This is a genomic window from Fulvimonas soli (assembly GCF_003148905.1).
GTDB lineage: Bacteria > Pseudomonadota > Gammaproteobacteria > Xanthomonadales > Rhodanobacteraceae > Fulvimonas > Fulvimonas soli.
In genome coordinates, this window is record NZ_QGHC01000008.1 from 115,304 (window position 1) to 132,119 (window position 16,816).

The following is a 16,816-nucleotide window of genomic DNA, read 5'->3' on the forward strand; positions in this document are numbered from 1 at the left end:
CATGCGTGGCTCCATGTGCGCTCCAGAGACGCGCTTGACTTGACCACTCCATAAGGAGTAAATCTGCCAATTACTGAATCGGCCAGTTCAGTTAAGGAGAAGACCATGAAACGCGCTGCATGGCTGGTTGGCTGTCTGTTCGGAATGTCAGCAGTCGCGGCACATGCTGGGTCCAACAGTGGGGAAGCGACGCCCGCTCCATCTACGATCCAGGCCATTGCGCAGGTTGATCCGCAGGGGAACGTCATTCCCCTCAACACCGTTGGCCGGCAGCCCAAGGAAATCACCCAACTGGTTCATGACACACTGAAGCAGTGGCATTTCAAGCCTCCTGTCGAAGCAGGGCGCCGGGTGACGAGCTACGTGCTCATTACCATGAACCTGGAAACCGCCAAGCGCGACGACGGGAATTACGACACGCGGCTCACCTATGTTTCCAATATGCCGGTGAAGCCCATCAACGGCGGCTGGATGTGCAGCGACCAGCAGAGCCGCAACGCCTTCTGCAAGATGCGCTTCCAGCCCATGTCCGACCCCTATCTTGGCGCTTCGGCACAGCAGGCCCTGGCCCAGCATGCGATGCTCTCCTCGCGGGGCCATTGAAAACCGGCACACGACGGAAGCATGCATCCCCATGACAGACCAGGAACCGCCCGGGTCTGTGCTCGACTTTATGGAGGAGTTCGTCATGAAGATCGGTACCATCCTACTTGGCGGCAGTCTGTTGGTGCTTTCCATGCCGGCCCTGTCGCTCGATACGGCTGCTTCGGAAAGCAGTCTTGCAGGGCAAGCCTCGCATCGACCGGTGGATGTCATCGCCTATGTGGATTCGAGCGGTAAAGTGCTGAACACGAAGACGGTCGAGAAACTGCCCCCCGAGATATCCAAGCTGGCCTACGCTTCGCTGAAGCAGCGAAAGCTCGAGGGAAGCGGGGTCCACGGCTTGGTCATTCCCTACCTCGTCCATATGCAGCTCGATGCCGTGCCACGCAATGACGGCACCTACGACGTCGGGCTGGCCTATCTGTCCAGCGAGAAGATAACCAGGCGCCTTCCTCAGATTGAGGATTACTGCAACATGGATTGCGGCGCCAGTCCGGAACCTGGAGTGATCCGGCTGCACTGAGTCCGGCGCCCCGGCCGATGCCGGCCACGAGCTGCCTGCCGTGCATGGCATCGGTCCTGGGCTCAATCGCGTATTCGCCCCTGCCCCTCGTTGTCCCAATAGCCGAACACGCGCCGCGCGATCAGCTTGTACAGCCGCTTGCCGGTGGCGCGCCATAGCCGCGAATGCGGTGCCGGCGCGTCGAGGATGGCGCGCTGGCGCGCGCTCAGCGCCTGCGCGCAGTAGGTGCGCTTGTGCTTGAGCAGGTGGCGCAGGTCCTCGCGCGCCAGCAGGCGGAACAGCCGGCCGCGGCGGCCGCGGCTCCAGGCGAGCTGGAAGTCCACCAGCGCCGGGCGGCCGTCCTCGCGCACCAGCCAGTTCGGCTCCTTGGCCAGGTCGTTGTGCACCACGCCGCGGCGGTGCAGCCGGGCGAGCAGGCGCAACGCCTCGCGGTAGTAGGCGCGCGCGCGCGGCTGCGCCTGCTGCATCGGCGCGCCGGCGATGTAGCCGCGCAGCAGCTCGCGGCCGTCCCAGCGCAGCAATTCGGGCACGCCGTCGACGCCAGCCAGCTTCGCCAGCGCGCGCGCCTCGCGCGCGGCGGCGCGGCGGGCGAAGGCGCGCGCCCACCAGCGCGCGGCGGCCACGTCGCGGCGGACCGCCGGGCGGCCGCCGCGCTCGACCAGCTCGATGCGGCCCAGCTCGTCGGCCTTCAGCAGCCGCGGCGAGAACGCCGGTTCATCCGCCATGGGTACACTGCGCCGGTACGCACACAAGGAGATAGGTCATGCCGTCTCTTCCGAAAGGATGCTTCGCGCTGGGCGTCGCGCTGCTGCTGTCGGCCTGCGGATCGCAGGCGCCCGGGAATGCGCAGACGCCGGCGTCAGCGCCTGCGCCGGCCGCCGCGCCGTCGCTGGCGGCCACGACGCAACCGCCGGCCGCCGCCAGCGCCACTACTCCGGCGACCTCGCCGGACGGCCAGCTTACCGACAGCGGCAGCGGCGACAAATACCGCTACGCCATCCACTACCCGCCGCTGCCGCCGGCGCAGGCGCCGCTCGGCGCGGCGCTGCGCGCGCTGGGCGACCGCGCCAGGCGGGATTTCCTCGCCCAGGCCGGGCCGGCGGCGCAGCATCCCACGAGCGCCGCCTACCCGTGGGAGCTGACCCTGGACTTCAAGGTCGTCGCGCAGACGCCCGACCTCGTCAGCGTGGTGGGCCAGGGCGGCGCCTTCACCGGCGGCGCGCACGGCAACCCGATCCTGCTCACCGTGCTGTACGACGCGCGCGCCGGGCGCACGCTGGCGCTGGACGACCTGTTCGCCGATCCCGCCGCGGCGCGCCGCGTGCTGGCGGACGCGGCGCGCGCGGACCTGCTCGGGCGACTGGAAGGTCCGCAGGACCAGCGGCTGGGCTCCGACCGCAAGTGGATCGAGGAAGGCACCGCGCCGACCGCCGAGAACTACCAGGCCTTCGCGCTGCTCGCCGACGGCGGCAAGGCGCGCGGCCTGCGCCTGCTGTTCCCGGCCTACCAGGTGGCCTCCTACGCCGACGGCGTGCAGCACGTGGACGTGCCGGCGGCGGGCTTCGCCGCGCTGCTGAAGCCGGCCTACCGCGACGCCTTCGCCACGCCCTGAGCCGCGGCGCGCCGCCGGGGGAAACGCATGGACATCGCCACCTTCGTGGACGCCGCCCTCTACGTGCTCGCCGCGGCGCTGATCGTGGCGGGCCTGGCCGGCGCGGTGCTGCCGGTGCTGCCCGGCATCCCGATGATCTTCGGCGGCATCTGGCTGGCCGCCGCGGTGGACGGCTACCGCCACCTGGGCCCGTGGTGGCTGGGCGGGATCGCCGCGCTGGGCGCGCTCGGCGTGGCACTGGACTTCGTCGCCAGCGCGCTGGGCGCCAGGCACGTGGGCGCCAGCCGCGCCGCCTTGTGGGGCGCGACCCTCGGCACCGTGGCCGGCATGTTCTTCGGCCCGCCGGGCCTGCTGCTCGGCCCTTTCCTCGGCGCGCTGGCCGGGGAGCTCACGGCGGGCAACAGCGTGCTGCGCTCGGCGCACGTGGGCGCGGGCACCTGGATCGGCCTGCTGCTCGGCACGCTGGCGAAGCTGGCGATCTCCTTCGTGATGGTGGGGCTGTTCGGGCTGGCGATGCTGGTCGGCTGAGCGGCACCTCCGGCACATGGCACGGCACGGGCGGGCCGTCTAGGCTTGCGCAATCCTTTCGCCACGCAGGTGTCCCATGCCCAAGCCGCGCCGACTCGCCCTCGTCCTCGCCGTCTCGCTGGCCGCCGCTGGCGCCGCCCGGGCGCAGGGCACGCCTGCCTGGATCGGGCGCAGCAACGCCGACGCCAAGGCGCTGCTGGAAGTGATCGCGCGCTTCAGCCCGGAATCGGCCTCGCAGTTCGGCCTGCCCGGCTACGACGACAAGGTGGCGGACCTCAGGCCCGGCCTCGACGAGCGCTCGCGCGCCGCGCTGGCCGGGGCCAAGGCGAGGCTGGAGCAGCTGCTGGCCGCGGAACGCGACGTCAACGTGCGGCAGGACCTGGAGATCCTGATCAAGGCCGCCGGCGACCAGATCGAGGGCATCGACCTCAACCGCAAGTACCTGCTGCCCTACACCGACGTGGGCTCGCTGGTGTTCACCGGCGAGTTCGCGCTGCTCAAGGACGACGTGGCCCCGGCGCGGCGCGCGCAGGCGCTCAAGCGGCTGCAGTGCTACGTGGGCCAGGCGCCGGGCTGCGCGCCGATCACCGGGCTGGCCGAGGCGCAGACCGAGGCGCGCCTGGGCGACCGGGCCCTGCTCGGCCCCTACCGCGGCGAGGTGGAGCAGAAGCTCGCCAACACGCCGCGCTACGTCGCCGGCGTCCGCCAGCTGTTCGCCAAGTACAAGCTCGACACGCCCGCGGGCAAGGCCGCGCTCGACGCGCTGGACGCCCAGCTCAAGGACTACGACGCCTGGGTGAAGCGCACCGTGCTGCCGCGCGCCCGCGCCGACTTCCGCCTGCCCGAGCCGCTGTACGCCTACAACCTGCGCCAGGTCGGCATCGACATCCCGCCGGAACAGCTGATGAAGCAGGCCGAGCTGGAGTTCGTCGAGCTGCAGGGCGCGCTGCAGGCGCTGGCGCCGGCGGTGGCGAAGGCCGAGGGCATCGACGCCGCCGACTACCGCGACGTGTTCAAGGCGCTCAAGCAGCAGCAGCTCGGCAAGGACCAGGTGATGCCCTGGTACCACGAGGTGCTCGGCCGCATCGAGGACATCGTGCGCCGCGAGCGCATCGTCACCCTGCCGCAGCGCAGGATGCAGATGCGCCTGGCCTCGGAGGCCGAGGCCGCGCAGGTGCCGGCGCCGCACATGGACCCGCCGCCGTTCATCGACAACCACGGCGAGCAGGGCACCTTCGTGCTCACCATGGGCAACCCGGGCAACGGCAAGGACGCCGGCGAGGCCTACGACGACTTCACCTTCAAGGCCGCCGCGTGGAGCCTCACCGCGCACGAGGGCCGGCCCGGCCACGAGCTGCAGTTCGCCGCGATGGTCGAGCGCGGCGTCTCGCTGGCGCGCAGCCTGTTCGCCTTCAACAGCGTCAACGTGGAGGGCTGGGCGCTGTACGCCGAGTCGGAGATGCTGCCGTACGAGCCGCCGGCCGGCCAGTTCGCCGCCTACCAGATGCGCCTGATGCGCGCCGCGCGCGCCTACCTGGACCCGATGCTCAACCTCGGCCTGATCACCCGCGAGCGCGCGCACGACGTGCTGGTGCGCGACGTGGGCCTGTCCGAGGCGATGGCGCGGCAGGAGCTGGACCGCTACACCTTCGACAGCCCGGGCCAGGCCACGGCGTACTTCTACGGCTACATGCGCCTGCAGCAGCTGCGCCTGGAGACCGAGCTGGCGCTGGGTCCGAAGTTCGACCGCCAGGCCTTCAACGACTTCGTGATCGACCAGGGCCTGCTGCCGCCGGCGCAGCTGGCCGAGGCGGTGCGCACGCAGTTCATCCCGCAGCGGCGGAAGCAGGGCTGAGCGCGTCGGCAGCGCCGCGACGACGACGGGCGCGGGATGGGCAAGCGCCCAGGGTTCCGTTCCAGCCGCACCCTCGTTCCGCCTGCCGGCACCTTCTCCCCAAGGGGGGAAGGACTCGCACTGGCAACGCATGGTCCGCGGCCCTGCTCCACGCTCCCGTCGGGAGAGGGGTGAGGGTACGGACGAAGGCGAAGGTTCCATCCCTGCCGAACCCTCATCCGCCTGCCGGCACCTTCTCCCGGGGGGAGAAGGATTCACCGGCTGGGCATGCCCGGCCGTTCCAGCGCCTTGCCTCGGCAGCCGGGCCGTTGCCGGGCCCGGGCGCCGCAGGCGGCGCACGATGCGCCCCCTGAACCCCGGCTGGCACGGGGCCATCGTTCCGGCCCATTCCGGCCGCGCCCTCAGCCGGGAATCACGTACAGCAGTACCGCCAGGTAGTGCAGCACGCTGCCGGCCAGCACGAAGCCGTGCCACACCGCGTGGTGGAACGGCAGCCGCCGGCACAGGTAGAACGGCACGCCCAGCGTGTAGGCGGCGCCGCCGGCGACCAGCAGCACCAGCCCGCCCGTCTCCAGGTGCGCACTGAGCGGCCTGAACGCCACCAGCGCCACCCAGCCCATCGCCACGTAGATCGAGGCCGCCAGCACGCGGTTCTTGAAGCGGTGCAGCAGGCCCAGCTCCAGCGCGCTGCCGGCGAGCGCCAGCGCCCAGATCGTGCCGAACAACCCCCAGCCCCACGCGCCGGGCAGCACGAGCAGGGTGAACGGGGTATAGGTGCCGGCGATCAGCAGGAAGATCGCGATGTGGTCCAGCGTGCGCAGCACCCGCCGCGGCAGCTCGCCGGGAATCGCGTGGTACAGCGTGGAGGCGGTGTAGAGCAGGATCAGCGCCGCGCCGAACACCGCGCTGGCCGTCACCGTGCGCGCGTCGCCGTGCAGCGCGGCGAAGGCCACCAGCGTGGCCAGCCCGGCGATGCTGAGCAGGATGCCGATGCCGTGGATGACCGTGCTGGCCAGCTCGTCGGCGAAGGCGTAGCGCGGCGGTGCGGCGCCGGTTCGGGCGGACATGGAGGCTCCTCGGGGAAGTGGGCGGCCGATGGTCCGCCCTACCTTACCCGGCGCGCGGCGCCTTGCATACGCCCCGGTACGGGCACATCGTCACGGCTCGATGATGAAGGCGCCGAACGCCACCCCGAGGTTCCAGCCCTGGCCCTTGCCGCTCAGCGCCAGCGACACGTTGCCCTTGGTCAGCACCTGCGCCTCGGCCGACTTCTCGGCGCCCGCGTGGGCCTCGGCGTTGGCGTAGTGGCCGAGCACCTCGCGGATGCCGGACACGCCGGAGAACTTGCCGACGCCGTCGTCGATGCGGGTCTTGCCGAAGGTCAGGCCGCCGCCCTTGGCGCGCAGCTTCACGTGCATGCTCTGGCCGTTGCTGCAGCGGACGGTGCCGCTGCCGGTGGCGGTCTTGTAGAACACCGACCAGCCGGACAGCTGGAAATGCATCGTGCAGGACAGCTCGCCGGCCCGCGCCGGCGGCGCCGCCAGCAACCCGCCCAGCAGCAGGCCCGCTGCGCCCGCGATGATGCGCCAGGTCTTCATGGTGTTCGCTCCCGCGTGTTCCGGCCCGTTGCCGGCGCACGATTGTGACAGGCCGGACCGGCCGCCGGGCAAGCCGCGCGTGAAGACGGAACTCACAACTTTTGTACGCCGGCGAAAGGTCGCCTGCCGCAGGCTGTGTCCCGCGGATGCGCCCCCTTCCCCCTGGCATCCGCATTTCCATAACCCCGCCTCCTGTGCGGGGTTTCTTTTTTTGCGCGATGCCGCCCCCTCTTGCGGTCCGCGCCGCGGCGGGCATAGGCTCGGGCCGCGCCCGCACGATCCCCCTGCGCCATGCAGCGTGCCGCGCCTACAACCCGCCCATGCCGTCAGGAGGTCGCCCATGTCGCCCGCAAGCCTGGCTGTCGCCCGTGTTGTGCCCGCTTCCCCCGCCCGCCATCCCGACCAGGTGCGCATCGCCGCGCTGAGCGTGGCCATCGCCCTCAACCTGGCGGTGCTGCTGGCCGCGCTGCGGCCGCTGCCCGCCCCGCTGTCCGTGCCGCGCGCCGCGCCGGCGCTGCCGCTGCACTGGATCGTCCCGGAGCCGACGCCGCCGGTACCGCCGCCGGCCGTGCCCAGGCCGCTGCCGCCGAAGCCGCATCCCGTCGCGGCGCCCAGGCCGCTGCCCGCGCCGCCGGTGGCCGCGCCGGTGCGGCTCAGCGACGAAGGCTCGCAGGCCGCGCCGCCGGTGACCGAGCCCACCCTCGCCCCGCCCGGCGACGCGGTCGTCGCGCCCGCGCCGGTCGAGACCAGCCTGGCCTACCGCGCCGCGCCGCTGCGCTATCCGCCGGTCGCGGTGCGCCAGCGGCTGGAAGGCACGGTGCTGCTGCGCGTGCTGGTGGACGAGCAGGGCCGGCCGGTCGAGGTGCAGGTCGAGCAGAGCAGCGGCCACGCGCTACTGGACCGCAGCGCGCGCGAGCAGGTGCTGGCGGGCTGGCGCTTCGAGCCGGCGATGGCGCAGGGCCACGCGGTGCGCGCATGGGCGCGCGTGCCCGTCACCTTCCTGCTGCGCCAGCTGTAGCGGAGCGCCGCGCCGGCGGGAAACCGGCCCGGCCGGCGCGAACGCCGGACCGGGCCGTTCCACGGCGAGCTTGCGGCTAGCGCGCCGCCACCGGCGCGGCCGCCGGCCTGTGCGAGGCGGCGCGCGCGATCGCCCACGCCAGCGCGACCACCAGCAGCACCGGCAGCCACAGCGGCAGCAGCGCGAACATCACCACCGGCACGGCGACCATCAGCGCCACGCCGCCGAACAGCAGGCCCAGCGCGGCGCCGAGCAGTCCGAACAGGCCGCCGATCAGGCCGAACAGCAGCTTGAACACCGCCCCGAGCAGGGCGAACCCCAGCCACAGCGCGCCCAGCACCAGCACCACCACGCCCAGTTCGATCATCGTCGTCTCCTCGCGGTGCGATGCGCGCACCGGATGCATCGGTTCGATGCCGGCCGCGCGCCGAAGGTTGCATCGCGGCGCCAGTATGCGCCGGCGGCGCGGGCGCGCCATCGCACGGAAGTCACGCCCGCGGGTTACGCCGACTTAACGGGGGACATGCTCCACTGGCCGCCATCCCCGTTCACGCACATGAGCCTGCATGACTGCATTCCGGCAACGCTTGAGGGCGCTCCGTGAAGTCGTTCTCGCCCATGGCGCCGGCGATCCGCCGGACCTCGCCACCCTCGCGCGCGAGCTGGGCGCCGTCATCCACCGCCACTCCGGCGAGCTGGCCGACGAGCTGGACGCGCTGCGCCGTACCAGCCGCTTCGAGCGCTGGCAGCTCGGCGGCCGACTGAAGCATGGCGCCAGCCTGCTGGTGATGGTGTGGCCGCCCAACTACGCCACGCCGGTGCACGACCACGCCGGGCTGTGGGGCCTGGAGGTCGCCCTGCACGGCGCGCTGGAAGTGGAGAACTGGCGGCGCGACGCCGACGGCGCGCTGCACCAGCGCAGCCGCGAATGGCTGGGCCCGGGCGACGCCACCTGGTTCGACGACGCCGAGGCCGGGCTGCACCGCTGCCGCAACCTCTCGCGGCACGACGTCGCGCTCAGCCTGCACGTGTACGGTGGCGACCTGGACGAGTATCTTGCCTACGAGCAGCTGCGCCCGGGCGAAGCCTGGCGCACGCTGCCGCAGCGCGCCGCGATCGTCGGCCAGCTGCGCACCTGACCGCCCGCCAGCCGACCTCCAGGGAATTGCATGTACCGACGTGTCGCCATCATCGGCGGCGGCGCCGCGGCCGCGGCGCTGCTCAGCGAACTGGCCGAGCGCGCGCCGCCCGGCGCCGCGCTGCACCTGGACTGGTACACCGGCGGCGGCCGGCCCGGCCGCGGCGTGGCCTACGGCACCGATTCGCCGCGCCACCTGCTCAACGTGCGCGCCGCCTCGATGGGCATGTTCACCGGCAAGCCGCAGGGCTTCCTCGACTACGCGCGGCGCCTCGATCCTTCCCTCGCCGGCACCGACTTCCTGCCGCGCCGGCTCTACGGCGACTACCTCGAGTCGGAAGTCGCGCGCGCGCTGGCGCTGGCGCGCGCGCGCGGCGTCGACGTGCGCGTGGTGCCGTTCGCCGCCGACGCGCTGGTGCCCGAGGCCGACGGCGTCACGGTGGTCCGCGGCGAGGAGCAGGCGCGCGCCGACGCCGCCGTGCTCGCGCTCGGCGCGCTGCCGGCGCAACCGCTGGCCGGCGTCGACGCGGACGCGCTGGCGGGCGGCCGCTACGTCACCGATCCGTGGGCGCTGCTGGCGCAGCCGTCCACCGTGCCGGCGCCGGAGCAGGCGGTGGTGATCGGCCTCGGGCTGACCGCGGTGGACGTGCTGCTGGAGCTGGCCGCGCGCTGGCCAGCCACGCATTTCGTGGCGCTGTCGCGCCACGGCCGGCTGCCGGAATCGCACCTGCCCGCCGCCTCCGCGCCGGCGGACGATGGCGGCGCGCTGGTGGACGCGCTGCGCGAGGCGCCGCAGCTCAGGCGCTGGCTGCGCCTGCTGCGCGAGGCCGCGGCGGCCAGCGCCGACTGGCGCACGGTGATCGACAGCCTGCGCCCGCACACCCAGGGCCTGTGGGCCGAGCTGCCGGCCGAGGAGCGCGCGCGCTTCCTGCGTCATGCGCGCTGGGCCTGGGAACGCGCGCGCCACCGCATGCCGCCGCAGGTCGCCGAGGAGATCACGGCGCTGGAGCGCGCCGGCCGCCTGGAGCGCCGGCGCGGCCGCGTGCAGGCGGTGCGCGCCGCCGGCGCGGACCGCCTGCGGGTGACGCTGGCGCCCGCGCGAGGCCGGCCGGCGCAGACGCTGGAAGGCGGCCTGGTCGTGCAGACCGTGGGGCTGGACACCGACCTGCGCCGCACCGCGCATCCGCTGCTGCGCCAGCTGGTGGTCAACGGCCATGCGCTGCCCGACCCGCTCGGCCTCGGCGTGCAGGCCGAGCCGGACGGCCGCCTGCGCCACGACGGCGAGGCCTGGCCGCGGCTGTTCGCCATCGGCAGCCTGCTGCGCGGCACGCTGTGGGAATCCACCGCGATGCCGGAGATCCGCCAGCAGGCGCGCAGCCTCGCCGAGCGCCTGCTGGCCGGCTGAGCGCCTGTCCGGAATCTTGCGGGCAGGAGCGCCAGGGATCGCGGCCGTCGGCGGCCCCGCGTCGGGTTGATCGCGGCCGGAGGCCGCTCCCGCAAGGCTTGCCAGGCCCCCGTGGGAGCGGCCTCCGGCCGCGATGCCCCTGACCCTCGCCGCACGCCCGCCCATGCCACGCCATCGCGGACCGGCACACTCCCCGTTCCCCAGGGGGCCGGCGCCATCCATGCCGCCTCGCCGCGTGCCCGCGCGCTCCCCGGCCTGCGCGCAGACGGCCGGGGCACGAGGAGCGCGCGGGCAGGCTCCAGACCCGCGCCGGCGCATCGGGCAAGATAGGCCGGTCGCGACTGCCCGGGTCCCGCCATGATCCCCAGCCTGCTCGGCCTGGCCGCGCTGCTGCTGCACCTCGCCGGCCTGTGCGCGGCGATGCACGCGGTGATGCACGTGCGCACGCCGCAGGGAGCGGTCGGCTGGGCGCTGGCGCTGGTGTTCCTGCCCTACCTGGCGCTGCCGCCGTACCTGTTCCTCGGCAGCAGCCGTTTCGTCGGCTACGTGCCGCTGCAGCGCCTGCGCAGCCGGCAGGCCGGCCGCGCCGACTGGCCGGGGCGCGGCGGCTACCTGGCGCGGCACCCGCCGCAGCCCGCCTGCGCGCGCTACGCGGCGATCGCCCGCATGCTCGGCGGCCGCTTCCACGGCGGCCACCGGCTGCGCCTGCTGGTCGACGGCGAGGCCACCTTCGCCGCGCTGTTCGAGGCCATCGCCGGCGCCGGGCACCACGTGCTGGTGCAGTTCTTCATCTTCCACGACGACGCGCTGGGCCGGCGCATGCAGCAGGCGCTGCTGGAGCGCGCCGCGGCCGGCGTGGCGGTGTGCGTGCTGTACGACGGCGTGGGTTGCCACGCGCTGCCGCACCGCTACGTCGAGGCGCTGCGCGCCGGCGGCGTGCGCATCCACCCGTTCGCCACGCGGCGCTGGCGCAACCGCTTCCAGCTCAACTTCCGCAACCACCGCAAGATCGTGGTGGTGGACGGCCGGCGCGGCTTCGTGGGCGGGCTCAACGTGGGCGACGAGTACCTGGGCCTGAAGCCCCCGCTGGCGCCGTGGCGCGACACCCATCTGGAGCTGCGCGGCCCGGCGGTGGCCGACCTGCAGCGCAGCTTCGCGCGCGACTGGCGCTGGGTCACCGGCGCGGAGCCGCCGTTCCTGCCGCCGCGCGAGGGCGAGGGCGCGGCCAGCGTGCTCATCGCCGCCACCGGCCCGGCCGACCGGCAGGAAAGCTGCTCGCTGTTCTTCGTCCACGCGATCCACGCCGCGCGCGAGCGGCTGTGGCTGGCCACGCCCTACTTCGTGCCCGATGCGGCGGTGATGGCCGCGCTGCGGCTGGCGGTGCTGCGCGGCGTGGACGTGCGCGTGCTGATCCCCGCGCGCCCCGACCACCGCATGGTGTTCCTCGCCTCCGCCCTGCACGCCCACGAGGCGGTGCGCGCCGGCGTGCGCGTGTACCGCTACCGCCCCGGCTTCATGCACCAGAAGGTGCTGCTGGTGGACGACGACAGCGCGGCGGTCGGCAGCATGAACCTGGACAGCCGCTCGTTCCGGCTCAACTTCGAGATCGCCGCGCTGGCGGTGGACCGCGCCTTCGCCGCCGAGGTGGAGGCGATGCTGCGCGCCGACTTCGCGCGCGCCGACGCGGTGGACGTCTCCGAATACCGCGGCGCGCCGTTCGCGCGCCGGCTGGCCATGCACCTGGCGCGGCTGGTCGAGCCGGTGCTGTGACGCGCGGGCCGCGCCGTCAGGCCGATGCCCGCGGCGGCCGGCCGGCCAGCAGCCAGGCCACGAACACGCCGACCACGGCGCCCAGCAGCTCGCACAGCACGCGCGTGGCGATGCCGTCCGGGTCGTGCACCTCGGCCAGCTTGGCCTTCAGCAGCTGCAGCGACTGCAGCCGCGCGTAGTTGAAATAGAACATGTCCCACAGGTCGCCGCTGGCGGTGAGCGCCAGCGACAGCAGGTACGACCAGCCGATCGCCGCCGCGTGGCCGCGGCGGCGGCGGAACAGCCACTGGAACAGCAGGTAGAGCGCGGCCGCGGCCACCGCGGTGATCAGCCCGGCCTGCACGCCGCCGACCCAGCCGTAGCCCATCCACGATTGGTCGTAATGCATCGCCCATCCTCGTCGCCAGCCGCGCATTATGCCTGCCCGCGCCGGCAACGCCGCTACACTGGCGGCCGTTGACCCGACCCGTTGCCGCCATGAACGCAGACGCCGCCCTGATCCTCGTCGACGTGCAGCCGGACTTCATGCCCGGCGGCGCGCTGGCCTGCCACGAGGGCGCCGCGATCGTGCCGGGCATCGACGCGCTGCTGCGCCGGCGCCTGTTCCGCCACGTGGTGGCCACGCAGGACTGGCATCCGCGCGGGCACGTCTCCTTCGCCGGCGCGCATCCCGGCCGCGCGCCGTTCGAGACGATCGAGCTGTACGGCCAGCCGCAGACGCTGTGGCCCGCGCACTGCGTGCAGGGCACGCCGGGCGCGGCGCTGCACCCGGCGATCGACTGGGCGCCGGCCGACCTGATCCTGCGCAAGGGCAGCGACCCGCGCGTGGATTCCTACAGCGCCTTCCGCGAGAACCACGGCCCCGGCGGCGCGCGGCCGGACACCGGCCTGGCCGGCTGGCTGCGCGGGCGCGGCGTGCGCGAGGTGTACGTGTGCGGCCTGGCGCGCGACGTGTGCGTGCTGTGGACCGCGCAGGACGCCGCCGCGCTCGGCTTCCGCGCCCACATGCTGTGGGACCTCAGCCGCCCGGTGACGCCGGCGGGCGACGGCCCCGCGCGCGCGGCGATGGCCGCGGCGGGCATCGGCGTGCTGGACGCCGCCGCGCTGGCCTGAGCGCGCAGAGCCCGTTCACGATCTGCCGTCGGTCCGGCCATTCCCTCTCCGTCATTCCTGCGAAAGCAGGAGGCGCTTTTCAACAGCCGAAGGACTGGTCATCCGGTGACTTTCCCTCGAATGGTCAACGCCGCTGGATCCCGGCTTTCGCTGGGATGACGTTTCACGGGGAGATGCTTGGAGATCGTGAACAGGCGCTCAGGCCTCGTCCTCGCCGCGCGCGTCCACCCGCGGCGAGCCTTCCTCGTCCAGTGTCACCGTCAGCACGATCGGGCGGCAGCACACCTGGCAGTCCTCGACATACTGCTGCCCGCCCGCGGAGGGGTCCAGCAGTACCTCGATCGCCTCGCCGCAGCAGGGACAGGCCAGCGTCACCGGGACCAGCTCGAACTGCATTGCGCGCCTCCGCCCTGCGGACGCGCCGAGCATGCCACGGCGCGGCTCAGGATGGCGTCCACTGCTGCGGCATGCCGATGCGGAACAGGCCCGCGCGCTGCGCGCGCCGCGCCAGCCCGAGCAGCGCGCGGTCCTTGCTGAGCAGCCACGCCGCCCGCGACTGCCAGGCCAGTTCGAGGAACTTCTGGTCGTCCGGGTCGGCGCAGCGCGGCAGCGCGGCGCCTTCGCAGGCGGGCAGCCCGCCCGCGGGCAGGCAGCGCACGTGGGCGTCGAACGCGGCCGCGGCCCGCGCGCGGCGCGCCTCGTCCAGCGCCAGCTGCGGGTAGCGCAGCACGGCCAGCCACTCGTCGCGGCAGTCCGCGCGCGTCACCGCTTCCGCCCGGCCGGCGCGCAGCGCCTCCAGCAGCGCGGCGCAGCGCGCGTCGGCGAACACGAACAGGTCCAGGCAGACGTTGGTATCGAGCACGAGGCGGGACGGCATCGGCCGATTCGATGCGACCGCCGCCCGCGCCGTCAAGCCGCGCGCGGCGCGGCCGGGTCAACCCGCCGTCGCGGGGCGCGTTGACTCCCGGGAACCGCGCGCCCGGCGCGCGGCCCGCAGGGGAAAAATCCATGCAACGCATCTTCGTCGTCGGCTGCCCGCGCTCGGGCACCACCCTGGTCCAGGCCCTGCTGGCGCGCCACCCGCTGGTGTACGCCCTGCCGGAGACGGGCTTCTTCGCCTGGCTGTACGGCGAGCTGGCATGGCGCTGGGGCGACCGCGGCGCGCGGCCGCGGCGGCGGCGCCTGCGCCACCGCTTCGACATCGCCCGCTCCCGCGCGCGCAAGGCGATGCACGCCCTGCGCGCGCGCCTGCCCGAGGCGCCGCGGCCGCGGCCGCTGCCCTGGCGGACGCACGGCTGCGCGCGGCGCTTCGTCGCGCTGCTGGACGCCCAGGCCGCCGCCGCGGGCCGCGCGCTGTGGGTGGAGAAGACGCCCTACCACCTGCTGTACATCCCCGAGATCGAGCGGCTGGTGCCGCAGGCGCGCTTCGTCCACGTGATCCGCCGCGGCGAGGACGTGCTCGCCTCGGTGGCCGACGCCAACCTGCGCTACGACGGCAACGACGCCTTCGGCGGCGGCATCGTGCACTGGGCGCAGCGCTGGAACCGCGCCGCGCGCATCCACCTGGACTGCGCCGGGCGGCCGCAGCACCACTTCGTGTTCCTCGACGACCTGATCGCCGATCTCGACGTCGAATGGCGGCGGCTGTGCGCCTTCCTCGGCCTGGACGCGGAGCTCGAGCTCGACGACCGCTGCGCCCAGCCCGTGGCCGACCTGGACAGCGAGCCGTGGAAGCGCGCCGCGGCCGACGGCCGGCCGCGCCGGGCCGAGCGCAAGGCCGAGCGGCTGTTCGGCCCGCAGACGCTGGACTGGCTGCGGCAGCGGCTGGTGCCTTACCAGGAGCTGCGGCGCGCCTGCGCCGCCGGCCGCGACGCGAGGGCCGCGCCGGAGCCGCGGCGGCGGCTCGTCCAGCCCGCCTGAGCCGCGCTCAGCCCGCCGCCGCCAGCGCGCGCAGCCGCGCCACCGCGGCGGGAATCTCGGCCGGCACGGCCACCGTGGCGACGCGCTCCTCGCTGCCGTCCAGGCCGTTCTCCAGCTCGTGCGCCCAGGTCACGTGGTAGGGCATGTGCACGCCCCAGCCGCCCAGCCGCACCACCGGCTCGATGTCCGAGCGCAGCGAGTTGCCCACCATGGCGAACTGCTCCGGGCGCAGCCCGAACTCGGCGAACAGGCGGCGGTAGGTCGCCTCGTCCTTCTCCGAGACGATCTCGATGCGGCGGAACAGCTCGGCCAGGCCCGACTGCGCCACCTTCTTCTCCTGGTGGAACAGGTCGCCCTTGGTGATCAGCACCACCGCGTGGTACTCGGCCACCTCGGCCACCGCCTCGCGGATGCCGGGCAGCAGCTCCACCGGGTGCTGCAGCACGTCCTTGCCCAGCTCCACCACGCGGTGGATGTCGGCGGCGCTGATGCGCGCCTCGGTGAGCGCGATGGCGGTCTCCACCATCGACAGCGTCATGCCCTTGGCGCCGTAGCCGAACAGCTTGAGGTTGCGCCGCTCGGTGGCCAGCATGCTCTCCTGCACGCGGCGGTCGCCGAGGTCGACGTAGCGGCCGAGGATGGCCGCGAAGGCCGCGTTCGCCGCCTGGTAGTAGTCCTCGCTGTGCCAGAGCGTGTCGTCGCCGTCGAAGCCGATCAGTTGCAGCATGGAAGCCGTCCGCGCGGAAACAGGACCGCTATTGTCCCGCAGTTCCCTCGATCTGGCGCGCCAGCGCGTAGAGCACGCGCAGGTCTTGGGCGTCGAGCGCGTCGCCGTCCATGCCGCGGAAGTGGTGGTGGAAGGAGCGCACCGCGGCGGCGCGGTCGTCCAGCGCGTAGCCGACCAGCGCCAGCGCCATCCACGGGTCGAAGCCCGGCGGCGGGTCGATCGAGGCGTCGCGCGGCCACAGACCGTAGCCGGCCGCCGCCAGCCGCGCCCACGGGAACAGCGGGCCCGGATCGTCCTTGCGCCCCGGCGCGAGGTCCTCGTGGCCGATCACCTGCGTGGGCGGGATGCGCAGCCGCGCGGTGAGGTCGGCCAGCAGGCGCAGCAGGCCGTCGATCTGCGCCACGGCGAACGGCGAGTGGCCGTCGTTGTCCAGCTCGATGCCGATCGAGGCGGAGTTGAGGTCGGTGATCGTGCCCCAGCGCCCCGGCCCGGCCTGCCAGGCGCGGTCGGCGTCGGCGACCAGCTGGTAGATGCGGCCGTCGGCGCCGATCAGGTAGTGCGCGCTCACCGGGCCGCCGCTGTTGGCGGTGCGCAGCGTGTCCAGGCTCTCCTGCACCGAGTGCTGGTCGGTGAAGTGCAGCACGATCAGCACCGGCCGCCGCGCGTCGTAGTTGGGCGAGGGCACCCAGGTGGCCAGCGGGTTGCGCGCCGGCGCGTGCGCGCAGGCGGCCAGCAGCGACACCAGCAGCAGCGGCGCGATCCGGCGGCAGCGCCGCCAGCGCGGGGAGACGGCAGCGGGGACGGGCATGGGGCGCGGTCCTGGAAGCGGGCGGTCCGGCGAAACTGCCGCGCCGCCGCCGTGCCGTCAAGGCAGGCCGGAGCGTCGCAGCGGATGAGATGGCCGCACGCGAGGATGGCCGCGCTTGCACGGTTCCCTCCGCACAAGCCCCGACGCACTGGCAGTGGTCGGTTCGAACCCCTTGCCGCGCCGTCCCCCGGCGCGGCC

20 protein-coding genes are annotated in these 16,816 nt (G+C 73.6%); 11 read left to right on the plus strand and 9 right to left on the minus strand.

Features of this window, described 5'->3' with window-relative positions; genetic code table 11:
• Window positions 1-105: 105 nt before the first annotated feature.
• Window positions 106-603, plus strand: a complete 498-nt coding sequence (locus C7456_RS16860; RefSeq protein ID WP_139942992.1) for a hypothetical protein — start codon at window positions 106-108, stop codon at window positions 601-603.
• Window positions 604-688: 85 nt separating this feature from the next.
• Entirely contained in the window at window positions 689-1,126 is a 438-nt protein-coding gene (locus C7456_RS11755) for a hypothetical protein (protein WP_139942991.1), read from the plus strand.
• 62 nt (window positions 1,127-1,188) lie between these two features.
• Here C7456_RS11755 and C7456_RS11760 read toward each other — a convergent pair whose 3' ends face one another.
• Entirely contained in the window at window positions 1,189-1,851 is a 663-nt protein-coding gene (locus C7456_RS11760; RefSeq protein ID WP_109723951.1) for a protein kinase family protein, read from the minus strand.
• Between the two features lie 38 nt (window positions 1,852-1,889).
• On the opposite strand from C7456_RS11760, the gene C7456_RS11765 reads away from it, so the two are divergent.
• From C7456_RS11765 to C7456_RS11775, 3 genes are all read left to right on the plus strand, one after another.
• Window positions 1,890-2,738: a DUF3298 and DUF4163 domain-containing protein gene (locus C7456_RS11765; protein WP_109723952.1), complete on the plus strand. Its 849-nt coding sequence runs from the start codon at window positions 1,890-1,892 to the stop codon at window positions 2,736-2,738.
• 45 nt (window positions 2,739-2,783) lie between these two features.
• Window positions 2,784-3,266 carry a DUF456 domain-containing protein gene (locus C7456_RS11770; protein WP_109724072.1) on the plus strand — a complete coding sequence of 161 codons (483 nt, stop codon included), beginning with the start codon at window positions 2,784-2,786 and terminating at the stop codon, window positions 3,264-3,266.
• A gap of 76 nt (window positions 3,267-3,342) precedes the next feature.
• The gene (locus C7456_RS11775) at window positions 3,343-5,121 is read left to right on the plus strand and encodes a DUF885 domain-containing protein (protein WP_109723953.1); all 1,779 of its coding nucleotides are present in this window, start codon (window positions 3,343-3,345) and stop codon (window positions 5,119-5,121) included.
• A gap of 401 nt (window positions 5,122-5,522) precedes the next feature.
• On the opposite strand, the gene trhA is transcribed toward C7456_RS11775, so the two are convergent.
• Entirely contained in the window at window positions 5,523-6,188 is a 666-nt protein-coding gene (trhA, locus tag C7456_RS11780; RefSeq protein WP_109723954.1) for a PAQR family membrane homeostasis protein TrhA, read from the minus strand.
• A 90-nt stretch (window positions 6,189-6,278) separates the two neighbouring features.
• Window positions 6,279-6,719: a hypothetical protein gene (locus tag C7456_RS11785; protein WP_109723955.1), complete on the minus strand. Its 441-nt coding sequence runs from the start codon at window positions 6,717-6,719 to the stop codon at window positions 6,279-6,281.
• Between the two features lie 340 nt (window positions 6,720-7,059).
• On the opposite strand from C7456_RS11785, the gene C7456_RS11790 reads away from it, so the two are divergent.
• Complete coding sequence (locus tag C7456_RS11790; RefSeq protein WP_109723956.1) at window positions 7,060-7,737, plus strand: energy transducer TonB; 678 nt, start codon at window positions 7,060-7,062, stop codon at window positions 7,735-7,737.
• A 76-nt stretch (window positions 7,738-7,813) separates the two neighbouring features.
• On the opposite strand, the gene C7456_RS11795 is transcribed toward C7456_RS11790, so the two are convergent.
• Window positions 7,814-8,104, minus strand: coding sequence for a hypothetical protein (locus C7456_RS11795; protein WP_109724073.1), 291 nt, complete (start codon window positions 8,102-8,104; stop codon window positions 7,814-7,816).
• 220 nt (window positions 8,105-8,324) lie between these two features.
• On the opposite strand from C7456_RS11795, the gene C7456_RS11800 reads away from it, so the two are divergent.
• The 3 genes from C7456_RS11800 (at window position 8,325) to cls (ending at window position 12,050) form a co-directional block, all read left to right on the plus strand.
• Window positions 8,325-8,876 (plus strand): cysteine dioxygenase, encoded by a 552-nt coding sequence (locus tag C7456_RS11800; RefSeq protein ID WP_245889849.1) that lies wholly within the window; start codon window positions 8,325-8,327, stop codon window positions 8,874-8,876.
• 30 nt (window positions 8,877-8,906) lie between these two features.
• A complete protein-coding gene (locus C7456_RS11805; protein ID WP_109723958.1) occupies window positions 8,907-10,280 on the plus strand; it encodes an FAD/NAD(P)-binding protein in 1,374 nt (457 codons plus the stop codon).
• A gap of 357 nt (window positions 10,281-10,637) precedes the next feature.
• On the plus strand, window positions 10,638-12,050 hold the full coding sequence (gene cls, locus C7456_RS11810; protein WP_109723959.1) for a cardiolipin synthase: 1,413 nt from the start codon (window positions 10,638-10,640) through the stop codon (window positions 12,048-12,050).
• A gap of 16 nt (window positions 12,051-12,066) precedes the next feature.
• On the opposite strand, the gene C7456_RS11815 is transcribed toward cls, so the two are convergent.
• Window positions 12,067-12,438 (minus strand): hypothetical protein, encoded by a 372-nt coding sequence (locus tag C7456_RS11815; RefSeq protein ID WP_109723960.1) that lies wholly within the window; start codon window positions 12,436-12,438, stop codon window positions 12,067-12,069.
• Window positions 12,439-12,527: 89 nt separating this feature from the next.
• On the opposite strand from C7456_RS11815, the gene C7456_RS11820 reads away from it, so the two are divergent.
• Window positions 12,528-13,163: a nicotinamidase gene (locus tag C7456_RS11820; protein ID WP_109723961.1), complete on the plus strand. Its 636-nt coding sequence runs from the start codon at window positions 12,528-12,530 to the stop codon at window positions 13,161-13,163.
• Window positions 13,164-13,361: 198 nt separating this feature from the next.
• On the opposite strand, the gene C7456_RS11825 is transcribed toward C7456_RS11820, so the two are convergent.
• A complete protein-coding gene (locus C7456_RS11825; RefSeq protein ID WP_109723962.1) occupies window positions 13,362-13,559 on the minus strand; it encodes a CPXCG motif-containing cysteine-rich protein in 198 nt (65 codons plus the stop codon).
• Window positions 13,560-13,605: 46 nt separating this feature from the next.
• A complete protein-coding gene (locus C7456_RS11830) occupies window positions 13,606-14,040 on the minus strand; it encodes a PIN domain-containing protein (RefSeq protein WP_109723963.1) in 435 nt (144 codons plus the stop codon).
• A gap of 131 nt (window positions 14,041-14,171) precedes the next feature.
• On the opposite strand from C7456_RS11830, the gene C7456_RS11835 reads away from it, so the two are divergent.
• On the plus strand, window positions 14,172-15,083 hold the full coding sequence (locus C7456_RS11835) for a sulfotransferase family protein (RefSeq protein WP_170120215.1): 912 nt from the start codon (window positions 14,172-14,174) through the stop codon (window positions 15,081-15,083).
• 7 nt (window positions 15,084-15,090) lie between these two features.
• On the opposite strand, the gene C7456_RS11840 is transcribed toward C7456_RS11835, so the two are convergent.
• Entirely contained in the window at window positions 15,091-15,810 is a 720-nt protein-coding gene (locus C7456_RS11840) for an HAD family hydrolase (protein WP_109723965.1), read from the minus strand.
• Window positions 15,811-15,838: 28 nt separating this feature from the next.
• A complete protein-coding gene (locus tag C7456_RS11845; protein WP_109723966.1) occupies window positions 15,839-16,618 on the minus strand; it encodes an N-acetylmuramoyl-L-alanine amidase in 780 nt (259 codons plus the stop codon).
• Window positions 16,619-16,816: the final 198 nt, after the last annotated feature.